This is a genomic window from Delftia sp. Lp-1 (assembly GCF_020523835.1).
GTDB lineage: Bacteria > Pseudomonadota > Gammaproteobacteria > Burkholderiales > Burkholderiaceae_C > Comamonas > Comamonas acidovorans.
The window spans coordinates 2,398,102-2,416,808 of the sequence record NZ_JAJALJ010000001.1 but is presented as its reverse complement, the minus strand read 5'-3'; the positions used below and the strand labels follow the sequence as shown (position 1 = coordinate 2,416,808).

Genomic DNA, 18,707 nt, shown 5'->3' with positions numbered 1-18,707 from the left:
TGGACATTCAAAGCCTCCCCTGGCCGTGCAGCGATGCGATGAGGGCGGCAATGCCCTGCGGCGCCAGCACCTGGGCCTGTGGCACGCGGGCCAGAGCCGCCCGCGGCATGGCCTGCATTGCGGCACTGTCTGGCGACTGCACCACCGCCAGGCCGCCGGCCGCGTGCACGCTGGCCATGCCCTGGGCTCCATCCTCGTTGGCGCCGGACAGCAGCACGGCCAGCAGGCGCTCGCCATAGCAGTCGGCAGCCGACTCGAACAGCACATCGATCGAGGGCCGCGAAAAATGCCAGGGCGCATCCAGCGACAGCGCCAGCCTGGGCCCGCTGTCCACCAGCAGGTGGTAGTCGGCCGGCGCAAAGTACAGGCAGCCCGGCTCCAGCCATTGCTGGTCCTGCACCTCGCGCACCGGCAGGGCGCAGCGCGGCCCGAAAAGCTGGCCCAGCAGGCTGCGCCGGTCGCGCGGCAGGTGCAGTACCACCAGCACCGAAGCGCGCAGGCTGGCGGGCAGCGTGGGCAGCACCACGGACAGCGCATCAAGCGCGCCGGCCGAGCCGCCGATCACGATGGCCTCGTAGGCTGTGGCGGCGTCGGAGGCGGGTGTGTTCGTGGTCGCGGGCATCACAGCCCGGCCCTCTTGCGGTAGATGCGGTCTTCGAGCACGAAGTCCTCGAAGGCCTCCGAATGTCCTGAAAACCGCAGCGACTCCTTGGAGCCCAACCCCAGGAACCCGCGATGGCACAGCGCATCGCGGAACAGGCCCAGCGCCCGGTCCTGCAGCTCGCGCTCGAAATAGATCAGCACGTTGCGGCAGGACACCAGGTGCATCTCGGCGAACACGCTGTCGGTGGCCAAGCTGTGGTCGGAGAACACCATGTGCTCGCGCAGCCCCTTGTCGAAGACCACACGGCCATAGCGCGCCGTGTAGTAGTGCGACAGCGAGCTGTGCCCGCCCGAGCGCGCATGGTTGTCGGTGAATGCCGCCACTCGCGCCATGTCGAACACGCCCTGCTCTGCCGCCTTCAGCGCATGGGGATTGATGTCGGTGGCGTAGATCAGGGTGCGGTCCAGCAGGCCCTCTTCATGCAGCAGGATGGCCAGCGAATACACCTCTTCGCCCGCGCTGCAGCCGGCCACCCAGACCTTGAGCGAGGGATAGGTGCGCAGCAGCGGCACGACCTCGGTGCGCAGCGAGCGGAAGTAGGTCGGGTCGCGGAACATGTCGCTGACCTGGACCGTGAGGTACTCGAGCAGGGCCGGGAACACGCTTGTATCGTGCAGCACACGGTCCTGCAGCTGCGACAGCGTCTTGCAGTCGAACTGCACCAGGGCCGACTGCAGGCGCCGCTTGAGCGAGGCCTGGGCGTAGCCCCGGAAGTCGTAGTGGTAGCGGTGGTAGATGGCATCGATCAGCAGGCGCTGCTCGATGTCGGCGGTGCGGGCTTTTTTCAGCTGAGGCATCGCGTCCTCCTTGCTACTTGGGCATCCACACCCGCACCAGCGACAGCAGCTTCTCCACGTCCAGCGGCTTGGCGATGTAGTCGTTGGCACCGGCGGCCAGGCATTTCTCCTGGTCGTCCTTCATGGCCTTGGCGGTCAGGGCGATGATGGGCAGGCGGCGCCATTGCGGGCGGTTGCGGATCTCGCGCATGGCGGTGTAGCCGTCCATCTCGGGCATCATGATGTCCATCAGGACCAGGTCGATGCCGGCCTGCGCCGTGCCCCGCGCTTCCAGGGTTTCCAACGCCTCGCGCCCGTTGCGCGCGATCTCCACGCGGATGCCCGTGGGCTCCAGGATGCTGGACAGCGCGAACACATTGCGCACATCGTCCTCCACCACCAGCACCGTGCGCCCTTCCAGCGCCGACTCGCGGCTGCGCGCCACCTGCAGCATCTGGCGGTGCTCGGCCGACAGCTCGGACTCCACCTGGTGCAGGAACAGCGTGACCTCGTCGAGCAGGCGCTCGGGCGAGCGCGCGTCCTTGATGATGATGGACTTGGAAAAGCGCCGCAGCTGCTGCTCTTCATCGCGCGAGAGCGCGCGGCCCGTGTAGACGATGACAGGCGGGAAGGAAACATCGTCCTGGTCCGTCATGCGCTGCAGCAGCTCGTAGCCGCTGATGTCGGGCAGGTTCAGGTCCATCACCATGCAGTCGAAGGTGGCGCCGCGCAGATGTTCCAGCGCCGCCGCCGCCGTGCCCGCGCAGACGATGTCCACGTCGCTGCGGCTGAGCAGGTGGCGCACGCTCTCGCGCTGGCGCTCGTCGTCCTCCACCACCAGCACGCGGCGCAGGTCCTGGGTGAACTTGGCCTCCAGCCGCTTCAGGGCATGGACCAGTTCCTCGCGCTTGACGGGCTTGAGCGCGTAGCCCACGGCGCCGCGTCCCATGGCCTCCTGCGAATAGTCGGCCACCGAGACCACGTGCACGGGAATGTGGCGCGTGACGGGGTTGCGCTTGAGCTGGTCCAGCACGCCCAGGCCCGAGAAATCGGGCAGGTTGATGTCCAGCACGATGGCGTTGGGCTGGTTGCTTGCCGCCATGGCCAGGCCGTCGGACGCGGTGTTGGCGACATCGCATTCGAAATCCATCTCGCGCGCGAGCTCGGAAAGAATGTCGGCAAAGCGCCGATCGTCCTCGATGACGAGGATGCGGCGCCCGCTCTGCCCGCTCTTTCGCAGGGCGTCCGCGGCGGACGAAGTAGGCGACAGCATCGGCGCAGACATGGCTGGCGACATGGCCGGCGCGAACGCGGGGGCAGCCGGCGCGACATGGGCCGAAGCGACGGCGGGCACGGACGCGGGCGATGACACCGGCACCTGCGTCTGCGCATTCGCCAGAGATTCCCGCGCCGGACGGGGCAGCGGCGCGGCAGCCAAGGCCTGGCCAGGCTCCACCAGCTCCAGGATCACAGGCACGGTCAGCGTGAACACGCTGCCCTGCCCCGGCATGCTGGAGACGGTCAGCGTGCCGCCCAGCAGCCCGGCAAGATCACGTGAGATCGACAGGCCCAGGCCCGTTCCGCCGAACTTGCGATGCGTGCTGCCGTCCGCCTGGCGGAAGGCATCGAAGATGAATTGCTGCTGTTGCTCGGCAATGCCGATGCCGGTATCGCGCACGGCAAACGCCAGCATGCCCCCAGGCACGCGGGACACCTGCAGGCCGACCGAGCCCTTGGCCGTGAACTTGAGCGCGTTGGACAGCAGGTTCTTGAGCACCTGGGCCAGCCGCATGGGGTCGGTCTGCATGGAGGCCGGCACGCCGGGGTCCACCGTCCATGTCAGCTCCAGGCCTTTTTCGCGGGCGATGGGGCGCAGCGGCTCCATCAGCGCCTGCAAGGCGGTGGCGATGGTCATGGGCTCCACCAGGACGCTGACCTGGCCGGCCTCGATCTTGGACAGGTCCAGGATGTCGTTGATCAGCGCCAGCAGGTCGCTGCCCGCCGCATGAATGGTCTGTGCGTACTTGACCTGATCGGCCTGCAGGTTGCCGGGCTTGTTGTCGGCCAGCAGCTTGGCGAGGATCAGCGTGGAATTCAGCGGCGTGCGCAGCTCGTGGCTCATGTTGGCCAGGAACTCGCTCTTGTACTGGCTGGCCAGCTCCAGCTCGTGCGCCTTGTCGGTCAGCGCACCCTGGGCGCGCAGCAGTTGCTCGCGCTGGTACTCCAGCTGCTGGGTCTGCTCCTCCAGATGGGCATTGGTCTGCTCCAGCTCGCTTTGCTGGTGCTCCATCTGCGTCTGCGACTCCTGCAGGATGCGGCTTTGCTGCTCCAGCTCCTCGTTGCTCACTCGCAGCTCTTCCTGCTGGGCCTGCAGCTCTTCCGACTGGCGGCGCGTTTCTTCCAGCAAGGTCTCGAGGCGCGAACGGTCCAGGCCCGAGCGGATGGCCACGGCCAGCATTTCGGACGCCCGCTCCAGCAGGCTGCGCTCTGCCTCGCTCACCCCGCGCAGAAAGCCCAGTTCGATGACGGCGAACACTTCGCCGTTCTCCAAGGCGGGCGCCACCATCAGCTGCAACGGGCTGGACTGGCCGGTGCCCGAGGAAATCGGCAGGTGCTGCGCGGGCACGTCCCTGACATGCAGCAGCTTGCGCGAGGCGACCGCCTGGCCCGCCAGTCCCTCGCCCGGCAGCAGCTTGTGCTGCAGGCGCTCGCGCGGCAAGGCATAGCCGCCGAACAGGCGCAGACCGCCGTCGGCGCAGTCCACCACATAGCCGGCGCCCACCTCGGCGCGCAGGTAGGTGGCCAGATATTCCAGTGCCTTTTGGCCCAGGTCTTCCAGCCGGCGGTCGCCCTGCAACTGCTGGCCCAGGCCGGACAGACCGGACGTCACCCACGACTGGCGCGCCTTGACGCGGTACTCGCGCACCGTCAGCGCGGCCGATGCCAGGATCAGGCCCAGCAAGATGAGGGAGCCGCCCCAGGAGTAGTACGTCGAGGTGGTGGATGCCTCCACCCACAGCTGGCGGCGCTGCTCCAGCTCACGGGTCTGGCGGGTGTAGAGATCATCGATCAGCTCGCGCAGCCGGTCCATGGCGTTCTTGCCCACGTCCAGGCGCACCAGGGCCATGGCGGCGTCCAGGTCGCCGGCCTTGCGCAAGTCTATGGTTTCCTGCAGCTCGCGCAGCTTCTGGGTCGAGATGTCCTCGATCTGGTCCAGCAGCCGGTGCTGGACGGAGTCGCTGGACGTGCGCTCCTTGAGCGCCTCCAGCTGCTTTTGCAGCACATCGCGCGCCTGCTGGTAGGGCTGCAGATAGGCTTGGTCACCCGTCAGCAGAAAGCCCCGCTGCCCGGTTTCGGCATCCTTGAGCGAGGCATTGAGCTGGCTGAGCTGGCGCATGGCCAGCGTCGTGCGGTCCATGGCATTCACGGCCTGGCCCCGCGCCTCGGACGCCCGGAAATTGACGAAGGCGATGACCAGGGTGGCCAGGGCCGCTGCACCAAAGCCTGCAACAAGCGTCCATGGAATGGCAAAGCGCTGGGTGGTCTGGTGGCTGGAAGATCGTGGCATGCAGTGGAATTTCTGGCGGAAATGGACGAAGGAATCCGCCAGGGACTGTAACGGTTTTGCGCAGCCCTCGGCAGCACTCGACCACACTCCGCCGCAGTCCGCGCTGGTTTCAGCGGTGCGCGACACACGGCGCCACCACGGCAGCCGTTAACATGGCCCGATACCGTCCTTCCGACATCCCGCTGCGGTCGTCGGCCCACACTCCAGGAACCATTGCATGAAAACCTTTGCCCTCACCGTCGCATCGCTGGCCGCCGCCGCCTCGCTGGTGTCCACCAGCGCCAATGCCGCAGCGTCGATCTTCCTCAACGACACCATTGCCGCACGCATTCCCGCCAGGGACCTGCCCGACGCAAAGGCCGCCGTGGCCAAGGTGCTCAACGAGGCCGCCGACGGCTCCGTGACCGAATGGACCAGCGGCCCGAACCGTACCAACCAGCGCGTGACGATGGCCTTGCAGCCGCAGCAGACCGTGCAGACCGGCTCGGCCGGAAGCTGCCGCCTGCTGTCGGCCGACGTGCGCCTGAAAAAGACCTCGGAAAACTGGCGTTTCTGGTTCTGCAAGCAGTCCGATGGATCGTGGAAGGCCAGCGGCAGCCAGCCCTGAGCAAGGATTGCGGTGGCCGGTCACCGGGAATCCGGCATGGACCTACGCCACCAGTCCTGGACACATGGGAGCATGTCGGCCGGAAGATCGACATCGGAGAACAACCATGCCCCATGAATTTGTGCAGGCCACGACACTCGCCAGACGGCTGGCCCTGGGCGTCGCCGCAACCTCTTTGCTGACGCTGGCCGCCTGCTCGGGCGAGACCTCGTCAACGCGCGCGGGATTTCCCATGGCCGAAGTGCCGCGCTTCAACCAGCCCCCGCCGGACAAGCCCCTGCTGGGACAGCCCGTGATCATGGCCGAGCAGGTCATGCCCCATGCCAAGGGGGATCCGCACGAGCCCTTGCCGCCAGCCGCGCCCCTGCCCGCCAAGGCATCGGAGCCCGCAAGCGGCGCAGGAGCCACGAACAAGGAAGATGCCGGCGGCGTGAACCCTGCCGCCGGCCAGGCCGCCGCCATCACCGATGGCCAGGGCGAGGGCTCCAAGTACCAACTGGGCGCCCCCAAGTAGCTGAACTCGGCCAAACCCGGCAGAACTCAACCGGAGCCGGACGGACTCAGAACGAAGTCCAGTCCCCGTCGTCATTGCCCTTGGCCGCCACGGCCTGCCTTGCGGCAGGCAGCTTTGCGGCGGGCGCTGGGGCGGCAGAGGCGCTGCGCGTGGCAGCAGCGGGTGCAGTGCCAGCAGCAGGGGCGGACGCGGCCAGCGGTCGGGCCGCAGGACGCATGGGCGCTGCCATAGACGGCGCGCGCGCGGCAGGTACTGAAGACGAAGCTGCTCCTGTCCCTGCACGGGCCGGCGCCACGCCGTCGATGCGGAACACGCTCACGGCGGCCGCCAGCTGATTCACCTGGGATTTGAGCGAGCCGGTCGCGGCAGCTGCCTCCTCGACCAGCGCGGCATTCTGCTGGGTCACCGTGTCCATCTGCGAAATCGCCTGGTGCACCTGGTTGATGCCGCTGCTTTGCTCCTGGCTGGCGGCCGTGATCTCGGCCACCAGGTCGCTGACCTGCTGCACGCTTTGCACGATGCCGTCCATGGTGCGACCGGCCTCGGCCACCTGGCGCGTGCCCGCGTCCACCTTGGACACGGAGTCTGCAATCAGGTCCTTGATGTCCTTGGCCGCCGAGGCGCTGCGCTGGGCCAGCGCACGCACCTCGCCCGCCACCACGGCAAAGCCACGGCCCTGCTCGCCGGCACGTGCCGCTTCCACGGCAGCGTTCAGCGCCAGGATGTTGGTCTGGAAGGCAATGGAGTCGATGACGCCGATGATGTCGGCAATCTTGCGGCTGGACTCGCTGATGCCGCCCATGGTGTCCACCACGCCCGCCACCACCTTGCCGCCCTGCACCGCGGTCTGAGACGCCGAAGCGGCCAGCTGATTGGCCTGGCGTGCGTTCTCGGCGTTCTGCTTGACCGTGCTGGTCAGCTCCTCCATGGCGGCAGCCGTCTGCTCCAGCGAGCTGGCCTGCTGCTCGGTGCGCGAGGACAGGTCCTGGTTGCCCGCATCGATCTCGCCCGAAGCCGTGGCGATGCTGTCCGCCCCCGAGCGCACCTGCCCCACGACCTGGGCCAGGTTGTCGTTCATCTGGCGCAGCGCCTGCAGCAACTGGCCGGTTTCGTCGCGCGAATCAACGGTGATGCGGCTGGTCAGGTCGTTGTTGGCCACGGTGCGCGCCACGCGCAGGGCTTCGGCCAGCGGCACGGTGATGCCGCGCGTGATCCACCACGCGGCCAGCGCGCCCAGCACCACGGCCAGGGACACCACGGCGATGATGGTGGCGCGGCTGGCAGAAAAGCGCACCTGCACTTCCCCGGCGGAGCTGTCTATGGCGGCGCGCTGCATGTCCAGCAGGCGCTGCACGATCTCTATATAGCGCTGCGTGGCGGGCTGGTACTCCTGGGTGAACAGGCGCTCGGCATCTTCTGCACGGCCTTCGGCCTTGGCCTTGGTCACCACGTCGCGGCCCGCCAGGTAGCCGGCGCGCGCCTTCTTGATCTCGACCCAGATGTCCTTTTCTTCCTGCGTCTGCAGCAGCGGCTCGATGCGGTCCTGCAGCTTGCCCGACTGGCGCGAGGACTCGGCCGCGTCTTCGGCAAAGAAAGTGGCCAGCGAAGGATCGCTGCTCTTGGCAATGGCCGTGGTCCGGCGCGAGCCCGAGTGGATGTTGCGGAACCAGTCGCTGATCATCCGCTCCTTGGCCAGGGCCACCTCGGTGATTTCCGTGGTCGCACGGGCCATGTGTCCCATGCTGACGATGCTGGTGACACTGATCAACAGCATGATCAGCAAAAGAATGGTGAAGCCGCCTCCGAGACGGAGGCCGATGCGCAGGTTTTTCATGTTTTCCGGGAGCAGGATGCAGGGCGGGGATGGTGCTGAAATCAGTTCTTGAGGTAGGCGTCCAGCACCATGCGGTTCCAGTTGGCCGAACCGACCAGGGAGTCGCCCAGCTTCTCGGCCGTGGCAACCACCGCACTTTGCTGCTGCTGCAGCGTCTTGACCCGGTCGCCCAGACTGGCCATGGACGAGCTGAGGCGGCTGCCAGTGGACAGCGCAGAGTTGGCGCTGTTCTCCACCGCCTTGCCAATGCCGGCCAGGGCCGAGGTCACGCCGGCGGCATCGGCGGCCATGGACTTTTCCAGGGCCTTGGCATCCACCGCCAGCGTGCCGTCCTGGCGCTGGACGATGCCGAGCTTGCCCAGGCTGGGCGCGGTCGCGCTGCCCGTGACACTCATGATGGCCGAGCGCAACTCGCGCAGGGCGCGGGTGGCACCCACATCGGTGGAAGAACCGGCCGCCGCGCTCACGCTGCCCTTGGCAACGCTGGAGTTATAGCGCGCCACCAGCTTTTCCAGCGCGCCTTGCACCGACTGGGTGGTGCTGGTGGCCGAGAGCGCGGCCACATCCTTGCCCGCCGAGGCCAGGTCCACCAGGGATGACTTGAACTGCCCCAACGCCGACAGCGAGGTCGATCCCGCCTGGGCCTGGGCCGCAATGCGCTCGTGCGCCTTGGTCAGCGACGGTGCCAGCTTGCGGACCTTCTCCGCTTCGGTGGTCTCCGTCTTGGTGCTGTCCGTCTTGGTGGCGCTGGTCTCCGCAGCGCTCTTCTTGCCGGCCGAATCCGAAGCCGCCTGCGTCGTGCTGCTGTTGAGCTTGGATTGGGCGCGGGCCAGCAGGCTTTGCACGTTCAGGTTGTCGGTTCTGATGCTCATGTTCTCTTCCCTGTGAGTTGGCAGATGGCGCGGGCGCGAGGCCCGTCCACGGTTTGGCAGGAAGACTACCGGGACGCCGCCGCAGCGATGCGGGGAAAAGCAGGCCCCTTGCCCACGACTTGCAGGCTTTGCTGCGCCGGAACGGATGTCCGCCGCCTTCCCGCAGCGGCCCGGCCATGAAAAAGGGCCTCCGAAGAGGCCCTCCACCAACACATTGCGGCCCTCAGGCCATCTGCGTCAGGGCGCCATAGCGCTCGCGCGCCGTTTGCAGCATGTAGAACGTGATGCGCTTGACCTCGGCCCGGCTGTCGGCGATGTGCTCTCTCAGGCAGGACTGGGCCCGCGCCGCATCGCCAGCCTCGATGGCCGCGAGGATGGCGGCATGGTCGTCATAGGTAGCCGAGACGCGCGGCAGCTTGATGACATCCAGGCGCCGGATGATGCGGATGCGTTCGGTGATGTCCAGGTGGATGCGCGCCATCTCCTGGTTGCCGGTCGCGGCCACCAGGCCGGTATGGAAAGCCTCGTCCAGCGAGGCCACCACGGCGGGGTCGGTCTCGCGCTGCTCCTCGGGCACGCACCAGACTTCGCGCAACGGCTGCAATGACTTCAGCGATTCGCCCACCAGGCTGGCCACGGCGCTGGTCTCCATCAGGGTTCGCACCTCATAGAGATCCTCGAAGTACTTGAAGTCGAAGGCCTTGATCTGCCACCCGCTCTTGAAATGCACATCGACATAGCCATCGCGCTGCAACCAGAACAGCGCCTGGCGCACGGGCGTGCGGCTGACCTGCATGCGCGTGGCGATTTCGCCCTCGCTGAAGCGGTCGCCGGGCAGCAGGCGGAAATCGAAGATGTCGTTCTTCAGGCAAGCGTAGATCTGCGCGGCCAGCGAGTGCGCGCTGCTTGCAGGCCCCTGGCGCGTCTCGCACACGGGCGGGGAGGCAACCGCGATGCTCATGCGACTGCCATGCCGGTTGGAGAACACCGCCCCTGCCGTTGGCGACAGCCAAGTCCAGCCAGGACCCGGCGCAAGGCGGTGGAAAAGAGCGAAGCCATGCCTGCGGCACCGGGCAGATTTGCGGGCGGTGACAGGGTATACGCCGATTGCTGCTGCAATCTCTCTGACGGGTTTGCACGCCGGCAATGGGCAATGGTCCATTCACGCATTTAGTACTCTTTCTTGTACACAAGTTGGCAGTGGAATTTATTAAAGAAACGAATTGCGTTTTAATAATTGGACCGGCAAAAATATTCTCGACAACGTCCGATGTTCGTGTATGCTCCGCCACTCGCCGCAGTACAGGCCAAACGCACCACAACGGTTCGCAGGCCCCGGCACCAGGCATTCAATGTGCCTGATCAATAGACACAGGAACCCACGCGCGGTAATCCTGCGCATATCCACGGCAATCCATTTTTATCAGAAATTTTCTGCACATTGATAGTGCAGCGAGCAAGTCGATTCCCCATGCCTGCAGCCATGGGTTTTCGTGTTTGTCAAAGATTGACAAGCCTAACGACATTCAGCTTTTGACAGGAATGGAAAGCTGGCCCACGTCAAAAAAATGACACAAAAACCAGCCAGGCACGCGGTTACCCACGCGGCCTCAAGGCACGTCTCTCCGATATTCCCCCAACAGCCTGATTTCGGCTTTCCATACTGAAAAGCCTCCATCGATAGATGGAGGCCATATTCCCGCACGTCCACGGCAACACCCGCGCCAGACGAGTCCGACGCGGGTTGCCGCAGCAGCACAGCTGCGGGAGGAAGCTCAGGCTTCGCGGTTTTCCTTGATGTTGAAGCCCATCTGGCTCTCGGCGCCCTTGCCGCCCTGGTTGGTCTGTTCCCAGTACTGGGTCTTGACCTTGGCAGCCTGGAACGAGTAGTTCACGGTCACGGTGTCAGAGGAGTTGGCGCCGCTGACGGTCACGTTCGTCACCATGACGTCGGTCAGGGTGATCTTGGTGAACTCGATCTGCGAGCCGCCGGCCTTGCACAGCGAGATGTCGACCTGGCCCAGGTGCTTGCCCGTGGCGCAGTGCTTGAGCACGGCGGGGTAGCACTTGTCCACCTTGGCGATGACGTTCAGGTCATGGAAGCTCACCTTGCCGGCGCCGGCACCACCGCCGCTGGACATGGTGTTGGGCTGGGTAGCACCCCAGGTGAAGGAGTCGATGTCGGTCCAGCCCTTGTGGTTGGAATCCTGGGACTCGCCACTGGCGCCCTCGACCTTCATGAACATATCAACGGACATTGCACACCTCTCGAACTAATGGATTAAACGTTCGCATGCAACCCAATAGCCTGATTGCATCGGATAGTTCACACGCGAACAAAGGGGAAACCACTCTCGGGTAGAGCGCACGAAACCGATTCACTTAACACGTGATTCAGATCAGTGCGGCGCATACCCTGGATGGTCAAGGAATGTATTGACAATCGCCTGCAATCCTCACTGTCGTGAACCGCCCTCCTTTGTTGGAGCCGCGATGATAGTGGATAAGGCCGGCAAAATACAAACAATTGAGCAGACTGAATTGTTACGGCGGATACATCTGAAAAAAAATGTATCCACCTCATATCCATTCGATTCGTGTCATGGCTTTTTGCGGAACTCAAGCTACACTCACGCCGCATTCGGAGTCCGATTGAAATACGATCTTGTATTCATGACGAATCCATGACGCTCGTCTTTGGCCCCTGGCTTCAGACAATAGGCTGATTGAGGAAAACCAACGGTTTACAGAGACAGATTGCCGGTGTGATGCCGGCTTTCTCCTTGTCCAATGGCCTCGAACAGGTTCGGCACCCTGGCTGCGCGACAGACGTCGCCCGCCAGGGTGTGAAACAACATCTTGGGTGGGATTGCATGGATAGCGAAGCAGCATGTTCGACCAACTGCCTTCCGGCAGGTGTCCAGATTGGCGAATACCGCGTGCTCGATGTCATCGGCGAAGGCGGTTTCGGCATCGTCTACAAGGCCCGTGACCTCTCGCTGGACCGCGAGGTCGCGATCAAGGAGTACATGCCTTCGGCCCTGGCCGGGCGGCAAAGCTCCCATCAGGTGCATGTGCGCTCGCAGCACCGTGGCGCGTTCGACGCCGGGCTGCGCAGCTTCATCAACGAGGCCCGCCTGCTGGCGCGCTTCTCGCACCCCACCCTGGTGCATGTCTACCGATTCTTCGAAGCCGGTGGCACGGCCTACATGGTGATGCGCCACTACGAGGGCCAGACGCTGGGCCGCGTGCTGCAGGCATCGTCGGGCCGCATCGACCAGGCCCAGCTCAGCACCCTGCTGGCACCGCTGCTCGATGTGCTCGAGGTCCTGCATGCACAGGACTGCTTCCACCGCGATATCGCGCCGGACAACATCTTCGTGCAGCGCGATGGCAGCCCCGTGCTGCTGGATTTCGGCGCCGCGCGCCGCATCATCGGCGACATGACCCAGGCGCTGACCATGGTGCTCAAGCCCGGTTTTGCGCCCATCGAGCAGTACGTGGACGACGGCGCCATGCCCCAGGGCGCGTGGACGGACATCTACCAGGTCGGCGCCCTCATTCACCAGGCCGCCACGGGCCGCACTCCTGCCACCTCGGTGGCGCGCATGGTCACGGACCCCATGCAGCCGCTGACTTCCGAGCAGGTTCCCGGCTACTCCGACGCCTTCCTGCAGGGCATGCAAAAAGCCCTGGCCGTGCGCCCGCAGGACCGGCCCCAGTCGATTGCCGAACTGCGCAGCTTGCTGGGCCTGTCTGCCGAAAACCGGGCGGCGCCTGCGCCTGTGGAGCCCAGCCCCATCTACATCCCGATCACGACGCCTGCGGCCGTTCAGGCCGCCATGGCCAGTGAGTCGGCATCCGCGCAGGCACCCCGGTTCCTGCCGATCACGGAAACCTACGTTCCCGCACCCACCCCACAGGTTGCGCCCGTGGCGACGGTCATGCCGGTGGCACCTGTGGCACCTGTGGCACCTGTGGCACCTGTGGCACCTGTGGCACCTGTGTCGCCTGTGTCGCCTGTTGCAACGGTTCCACCCGTGGCCCCGGCATCACCGGCTCCCAGCACACCTGCCGCCATGGCCACGCCTCAGATGGCACCCCCATCTGCGCCCCAGGCCTCTGCCGCCGACCCGATGGGCCTGGGCAACGGGCCGTTCATCGACATCGACCAGGCACTGCCAGGCATGCCGGCGCCTCAGGCTACGGGTCAGGCTCCGGCTCCGGCTGCACCACCTGCTCCCGTTCCCGAGCAGCCCGCCGCAGCGCCGGCCGTCCAGGCCAAGCCTGCGGCTGCCCGGCCTCCAGCTGCGGGGGCCCAGGCTGCGCCCAAGGCCAGGCGCAGCAGCATGGCCGTACCGTTGGCCATCGGCGCCCTGGTGCTGGCTGCCATCGCGGGCGGCGGCGTGCTGTGGTACGACCATTCCCAGGACCAGGCACGCGCCAAGACCCTGGCAGCACGCGACAGCCTGGCCTGGCAGCAGGCGCAAAGCCAGTCCAGCCTGGCCCGCCTGCAGGACTACCTGGACAGCTTCCCCGAAGGACAGCACCGCACCGAGGCCCAGGCGCTGCTCAAGCAATTGCTCAACGAGGCCTCGCTGGCCTCCACGGAGCAGGTGCAGCCGACGACCTCGCCCGAGCAGCAGGCCGCGTTGCCCGAGATTGCCCCTTCGCAGCCCGAGCAGAGCACGCCTGTCGTCCCCGTCACGGTGGCCACCGGGTCCGAGCCGTTGCCGACCGAGCCGCCCAAGACCGAAGCCCGCCCCGTCAAGCCCGCAGCGGCCACGGGCAAGGTGGTGTTCCGGGTCGTGCCCTGGGGCTATGTCTCCGTGAACCGCGCCCCGGCACGGACCAGCCCGCCGCTGACCCAGATGGAGCTTCCAGAGGGCGAGTACCGCATCGACATCAGCAACCCGGGTGCGGCCTCCACGGTGACCAAGACCATCACGGTCACCAAGGGCGAGTCGGTGACCGTGAACCATCTTTTCGAATGAGCGCGGCCCATGGCTCGACTGATGAACCACCGCTGGCGATGGATGCTGTGCACTGCAGTGCTCGGCCTGCCCTGCCTGGCGCATTCCCAGGCGGCATGCGAAGAGGCAGCGCCCGCCCAAACCGGCTCGGCAGGACGCCCGCAGCTGGCGCAGGGCATTGCGCTGTTCGAGGCGCGCGACCTGGCCCAGGCCGAGCGTGCGCTGCAGGCGGCGCTGTTTGGCGGGCTGGCCGATCCCATGGAGCGGGCCTCCGCCCACAAGTACCTGGCCTACACCTATTGCACGCACAAGGAATGGGCGCGCTGCGAGGCGGCCTTCGATTCCGCGTTCTCCGCACACCCGGGCTTTGCACTGCAGGCCTACGAAACCACGGGTACGCCGTGGCGGGACGCCTACAGCCGCGCCCAGGACCGCTGGATCCAGCGCTGCCCTTCCGCGCAGCGGCTGCGCACGGCGCCTGCGGCACCCACGGCCGGTGGCTTTGCACTGAACAGCCGCGTGATCACCTCGATCACCGCCCTGACACCCGGCCTTGCTCCAGCGCGCTCCGCAGCGCTGGCCGCACGGTCTGAGACGCCACGGACAGATCACAACCTGCGCCTGAGGGTCAGCCCCTGGGCGAATGTGCTGATCAACGGCAAGCCGTCCGGCGTCACCCCTCCCGTCGTGCTGCTCAAGCTGGCGCCAGGCTCCCACACGGTGGAGCTGCGCAATCCCGGCTTCGAGAGCTATCGGCAGGTGATCCGCATCACCGACGGCCAGTCGGTGACCCTTTCCCATGACTTTGATGCCCGCTGACCATGTCCATGACCCTGAATATTCCTCACTCCATCCAGCGCCTGACCCTTGCCCTGGCCGTTGCCTTCGGCCTGGCCGCGTGTGAAACCGCGCCCAAGCCCGTGGAGCCCGAGCCGGCCCCGACCGTGGTCCAGCCTCCGGAGCCCGTCAAGCCCGTGGACCCCGTGGTGATCAAGGAGCAGGAGCTGGTCGAAGCCATCCAGCTCTATGTGGACGGCCGCTATGAGGACGCCATCACGGCGCTGACGCCCCTGTCCACCGCACAGGAACTGCCCATGAGCAGCCAGGTCAAGGCGTTGAAGTACATCGCCTTCAGCCACTGCGTGGAAGGCCGCCGCAAGCCCTGCCGCCAGCACTTCGACATGGCCCTGGCCCTGGACCCCACCTTCCAGCTGACCGAGGCCGAAAAGGGCCATCCCATCTGGGGCCGGGAGTTCAACAACGCCCGTGCCGCGCTGCGCAACAAGCGCCCTGCGCCCGCGCGCAAAGCCTCCTGAGGCATCCCGACGCTTCCTGAAAACTGCCTAGCCTAAGACTCCATGGACAAAATCGAACTCAGGGTCGTGGACCACGATGGCGTTCCGGTCGATCGCCACTGGCATGCCGTATTCGGCATGGCCGGCGGCACGATCGGACGCAGTGGCCAGAACAAGCTCATCATCTCGGACCCGGACGCTTCCGTCGCGCGCGTGCACGCCATGGTCAGGCTGGATTCCGAGGGAGCCTTTGTTGCGAACCTGAGCGAGCGTGATCCCATCTGGGTGGCAGAGCAGCCCGTGCGTTCGGGCCAGGAAGTGGGCCTGCCCCTGGGTGCGCGCATCCGTATCGGCGCCTACACCCTGGCCGCCGTGGCGCCGGGCACGCCTTTCGAGGCACCGCCTTCGGCTGCAATGCAAAACGCGCAGGCCGCGCAAGCAACGCAGACAGCGGCCCCAGCCGCCACAGCCGCCCCGCAGCCCCAGATCGCCCCGCCTCCCGTCGCCGCCCAGCCCCCGCTGCCGGAAGCAGCGCCGCTGGCAGAGGCAGCGCCGCTGGCAGAGGCAGCGCCGCTGGCAGAGGCAGCGCCGCTGGCGGACGTATTGCCTGCCGCCGCCCCCGGCATCGCCGATCCCTGGGAAGGCCTGACGGCACTGAGCCTGGATGCCATCCAGACCCCTGCCGTGCCTTCGATCGAGAGCGCCATCCCGCCCGAGCAGGCTGCACTGGCCATGCCGCAGCCCGCCAAGCCGCAGCATCGCCCCTTGCTGATCCCCAATGATTTCGACCCCTTTGCTCCGCCGCCCCAGCAGGCTCGGCAGCAGGAGGAAGGCTGGGCCGGCCTGCCATCGCAAGGCACGGGCGAGCTGATACAGCAGCGCCATGACGGCATGGTCCACACGCTGCCGCTCAAGGGCCTGAGCACCGAGGCCTTGCATGATGCCTCCCATACCGGCCTGCCTTCGTGCTTCGAGCAATCCCAAAAGCTCGACCCGCTTGCGCTGTTCGACCAGGGCGGCCTGCCCCCCGATGCGCAGCCGCTGCAGCAGGCCTCGGGCCGGGGCTCCGAACTGGGCCAGGCCTTCAATCTGCCGCGCATGCAGTCGCATGCACAGCCCGCTGGGCCGGTGCCACCGCCGGAGGCGGCAGCACCGGCCCAGCCTGCACTCCCGCCTGTGATCGATACCGTGATTCCTGCTGTGCAGGAGCAGCTTCCTGTACAGGTGGAGGCACGGGCACAGGTACCGACGCAGGTACAGACGCAGGCACCGGCGCAGGCACAGGACATTCCGGTTGCCGCGCCTGCCCCGGCGCCCGTGCCCCAGATCCCCGCCGAGCCGGCCGCGCTGGACGGTCTGCTGCCCACCAATGGACTGGATCTGGACCTCTTCAAGTCCGGTCTTGCCCATGTTGCGCCCGTCGCCAGGGCTGCCGTTGCCCCTACCTCGGCCCCCCTTGACACAGGCATCAACGTCAATATCCCCGCGGCCTCCAGCATCCTCGGCCAGGGCGACGCCGCCATCCCCATCGGCGCCCTGCCCTCCACCGCCGCGCCCGTCGATATTCCCGTGCAGCCCCAGCCGGCCGCCAACGCCGATCTGCAGGCACTGGCCGCAGCCTTCATGGAGGGCGCAGGCCTGAACCCGGCCAAGACCCATTTCGAGGTCACACCGGAATTCATGCGCACTTTCGGCGAAGCCCTGCGCATTGCGGTGCAGGGAACCATCGACCTGCTGGCCGCGCGCTCCGAGATCAAGCGCGAGTTCCGCGCCGGCGTGACCATCATTGCCACGGGCGCCAACAACCCGCTCAAGTTCCTGCCCAATTCCGAGGGCGTGCTCATGCAGATGGTCCACCAGACCTTCCCGGGCTTCATGAAGCCGCTGCCTGCCATGCAGGACGCATTCCAGGACCTGCATGTGCACCAGCTGGCCCTGATGGCCGGCATCCGCGCCGCCTATGCCGAGGCCCTGACCCGGTTCGATCCGACCGAGCTGGAGCGCCGCACAGAAACCAACCCCGGCCTGCTGGACAAGCTGCTGACCAATGGCCGCAAGGCCGCGCTGTGGGACGACTACAAGCACAACTTCGACGTGCTGCGCCGCCATGCCGAGGACGACCTGATGGCCTTCTCGGGCCGCACCTTCGTCGAGGCCTACGAAAACGCCGAGCAGTCCGTGAAAGGCCAGCCGTGATCGCCTATCTCGACGGAGCCGGCCACCGCTACAGCATCCAGGTGGCCAGCGCCTCCCACAGCGGCAGGCGTTCCAGCAACGAAGACGCCATGGGCCTGATGGACCTGGGCGCCGGCGGCCTGTGCTGCACGCTGGCCGATGGCGCAGGCGGGCATGGGCACGGCGAGCTCGCCGCCCAGCTCACCGTGCAGGCCGTGGTGGATGGCTTCCGGCAGAACCCGCTGTTCGCCCCCGCCAGCCTGGCCTCCCTGATTTCCCAGGCGGAGCACCGCGTCAGCGGCCAGCAGTCCACCTCGGTCTCGCGCATGCACATGAGCGCCACCGTGGTGGTGCTGTGCATCGATCCCGAGCAGGGCCGGGCCCTGTGGGCGCACTGGGGCGACTCGCGCCTGTACTGGTTCCGCGCGGGCCGCATGCACCTGCGCACCGAAGACCACAGCCTGGTGCAGCAGCTGCTGCACGCCGGCCTGTACGAGGAGAACGACCCGCGCCGCCTGCCCAACCGCAACGTGCTGGCCGGCGCCATTGGCGCCGAGGGCCAGGTGCCGCCCAGCATCCGCGCCGACGCCGTGGCCCTGGAGGCCGGCGATGTCTTCCTGCTGTGCTCGGACGGCCTGTGGGAAGGCATGCACGAGTCGGAAATGGAGCAGTTGCTGGCCGCCAGCCAGCGCCCCGACGAATGGATACAGCGCATGGTCGGCCGCGTCGTATCCAGCGGCAACCCGCACCAGGACAACCTCAGTGCGCTGACGGTGTGGATCTGCCCGCGTGAAACCAATGACTGACATCGAGACAGGAGAAGCCATGTGGAGATCAGAGGAACCGCAGGGATCGCAGGGGCGCCGGCAGGCGCTGCAAACGCTGGGCGCCTTGGGCCTGGGCACGGCTGTGGTGACCGGCCTGGCCGGCTGCGGCTCCCTCAACCCCCTGAGCCGCGCGCCCGAAGTGGCGCCCACAGCCGTGCCAACCGCCATATTCGAAGTGGTGGCGGACATGGACATCAACCCAGACCGTGAAGGCATTCCCAAGCCCGTGCTGCTGCGCATCTACGAGCTGCGCGCCTCCGCCGCCTTTGACCGCGCCGGCTTCTTCGACCTGCAGGACAAGGACGACGGCCAGCTGGGCAGCGACTTCGTGCGGCGCGAGGAATTCCTGGTCGCGCCCGGCCAGCGCCAGGTCATAGAGCGCAAGGGCAACCCCGATGTGCGCGCCTTCGGCCTGTTCGCCGCCTACCGCGATCTGGAGCGCAGCACCTGGCGCGCCTCGGCCGTAGCGCCCAACTCAGTGGAGCTGCGCCGGCGCTGGTGGGGCATGGGCTCCACCGAAAAGCTGCAGCCCGTGCGCTACCAGGTGCACCTGACCCGCGAAGAGGTCACCGTCCGCATTCAACCCGCATCCCAATAAACGC

At 66.6% G+C, this 18,707-nt stretch carries 15 protein-coding genes; 8 read left to right on the top strand and 7 right to left on the bottom strand.

All coding sequences use genetic code 11. The annotated features are described in order from the left end of the window. Nucleotides 1-7 precede the first annotated feature (7 nt). From LGR64_RS10815 to LGR64_RS10805, 3 genes are read right to left on the bottom strand one after another with little or no spacing between them, the layout of a single operon-like run. A complete protein-coding gene (locus LGR64_RS10815) occupies nt 8-622 on the bottom strand; it encodes a chemotaxis protein CheB (RefSeq protein WP_063326060.1) in 615 nt (204 codons plus the stop codon). Next, on the bottom strand, nt 622-1,461 hold the full coding sequence (locus LGR64_RS10810) for a CheR family methyltransferase (protein ID WP_012205655.1): 840 nt from the start codon (nt 1,459-1,461) through the stop codon (nt 622-624). Before LGR64_RS10810 ends, LGR64_RS10815 begins: the two co-directional genes overlap by 1 nt. Nucleotides 1,462-1,474: 13 nt before the next feature. Next, nucleotides 1,475-5,008: a response regulator gene (locus tag LGR64_RS10805; protein ID WP_230355412.1), complete on the bottom strand. Its 3,534-nt coding sequence runs from the start codon at nt 5,006-5,008 to the stop codon at nt 1,475-1,477. 217 nt (nt 5,009-5,225) lie between these two features. On the opposite strand from LGR64_RS10805, the gene LGR64_RS10800 reads away from it, so the two are divergent. After that, nucleotides 5,226-5,615 (top strand): hypothetical protein, encoded by a 390-nt coding sequence (locus LGR64_RS10800; RefSeq protein ID WP_012205657.1) that lies wholly within the window; start codon nt 5,226-5,228, stop codon nt 5,613-5,615. 106 nt (nt 5,616-5,721) lie between these two features. Beyond that, a complete protein-coding gene (locus LGR64_RS10795) occupies nt 5,722-6,129 on the top strand; it encodes a hypothetical protein (protein WP_034393841.1) in 408 nt (135 codons plus the stop codon). 46 nt (nt 6,130-6,175) lie between these two features. Here LGR64_RS10795 and LGR64_RS10790 read toward each other — a convergent pair whose 3' ends face one another. From LGR64_RS10790 to LGR64_RS10775, 4 genes are all read right to left on the bottom strand, one after another. Beyond that, nucleotides 6,176-7,963: a methyl-accepting chemotaxis protein gene (locus LGR64_RS10790; RefSeq protein WP_230355411.1), complete on the bottom strand. Its 1,788-nt coding sequence runs from the start codon at nt 7,961-7,963 to the stop codon at nt 6,176-6,178. A gap of 41 nt (nt 7,964-8,004) precedes the next feature. Continuing rightward, nucleotides 8,005-8,835 (bottom strand): flagellar filament capping protein FliD, encoded by an 831-nt coding sequence (gene fliD, locus LGR64_RS10785; RefSeq protein WP_141831955.1) that lies wholly within the window; start codon nt 8,833-8,835, stop codon nt 8,005-8,007. 223 nt (nt 8,836-9,058) lie between these two features. Then, the gene (locus LGR64_RS10780) at nt 9,059-9,796 is read right to left on the bottom strand and encodes a GntR family transcriptional regulator (protein WP_013802371.1); all 738 of its coding nucleotides are present in this window, start codon (nt 9,794-9,796) and stop codon (nt 9,059-9,061) included. An 814-nt stretch (nt 9,797-10,610) separates the two neighbouring features. Next, nucleotides 10,611-11,093 carry an Hcp family type VI secretion system effector gene (locus LGR64_RS10775; RefSeq protein ID WP_013802370.1) on the bottom strand — a complete coding sequence of 161 codons (483 nt, stop codon included), beginning with the start codon at nt 11,091-11,093 and terminating at the stop codon, nt 10,611-10,613. A 615-nt stretch (nt 11,094-11,708) separates the two neighbouring features. On the opposite strand from LGR64_RS10775, the gene LGR64_RS10770 reads away from it, so the two are divergent. The 6 genes from LGR64_RS10770 to tssJ are packed head-to-tail and all read left to right on the top strand — an operon-like array spanning nt 11,709 to nt 18,703. Then, on the top strand, nt 11,709-13,829 hold the full coding sequence (locus LGR64_RS10770) for a serine/threonine protein kinase (protein WP_230355410.1): 2,121 nt from the start codon (nt 11,709-11,711) through the stop codon (nt 13,827-13,829). A gap of 9 nt (nt 13,830-13,838) precedes the next feature. Next, nucleotides 13,839-14,627, top strand: a complete 789-nt coding sequence (locus LGR64_RS10765) for a PEGA domain-containing protein (protein ID WP_063326055.1) — start codon at nt 13,839-13,841, stop codon at nt 14,625-14,627. 2 nt (nt 14,628-14,629) lie between these two features. After that, on the top strand, nt 14,630-15,124 hold the full coding sequence (locus LGR64_RS10760) for a TssQ family T6SS-associated lipoprotein (RefSeq protein ID WP_012205665.1): 495 nt from the start codon (nt 14,630-14,632) through the stop codon (nt 15,122-15,124). Nucleotides 15,125-15,166: 42 nt separating this feature from the next. Then, nucleotides 15,167-17,299 (top strand): type VI secretion system-associated FHA domain protein TagH, encoded by a 2,133-nt coding sequence (tagH, locus tag LGR64_RS10755; protein WP_230355409.1) that lies wholly within the window; start codon nt 15,167-15,169, stop codon nt 17,297-17,299. Further along, a complete protein-coding gene (locus LGR64_RS10750) occupies nt 17,296-18,084 on the top strand; it encodes a PP2C family protein-serine/threonine phosphatase (protein ID WP_034393863.1) in 789 nt (262 codons plus the stop codon). The genes tagH and LGR64_RS10750 overlap by 4 nt, the downstream gene beginning before the upstream one ends. Nucleotides 18,085-18,103: 19 nt before the next feature. Beyond that, nucleotides 18,104-18,703 carry a type VI secretion system lipoprotein TssJ gene (tssJ, locus tag LGR64_RS10745; RefSeq protein WP_013802365.1) on the top strand — a complete coding sequence of 200 codons (600 nt, stop codon included), beginning with the start codon at nt 18,104-18,106 and terminating at the stop codon, nt 18,701-18,703. Nucleotides 18,704-18,707 lie beyond the last annotated feature (4 nt).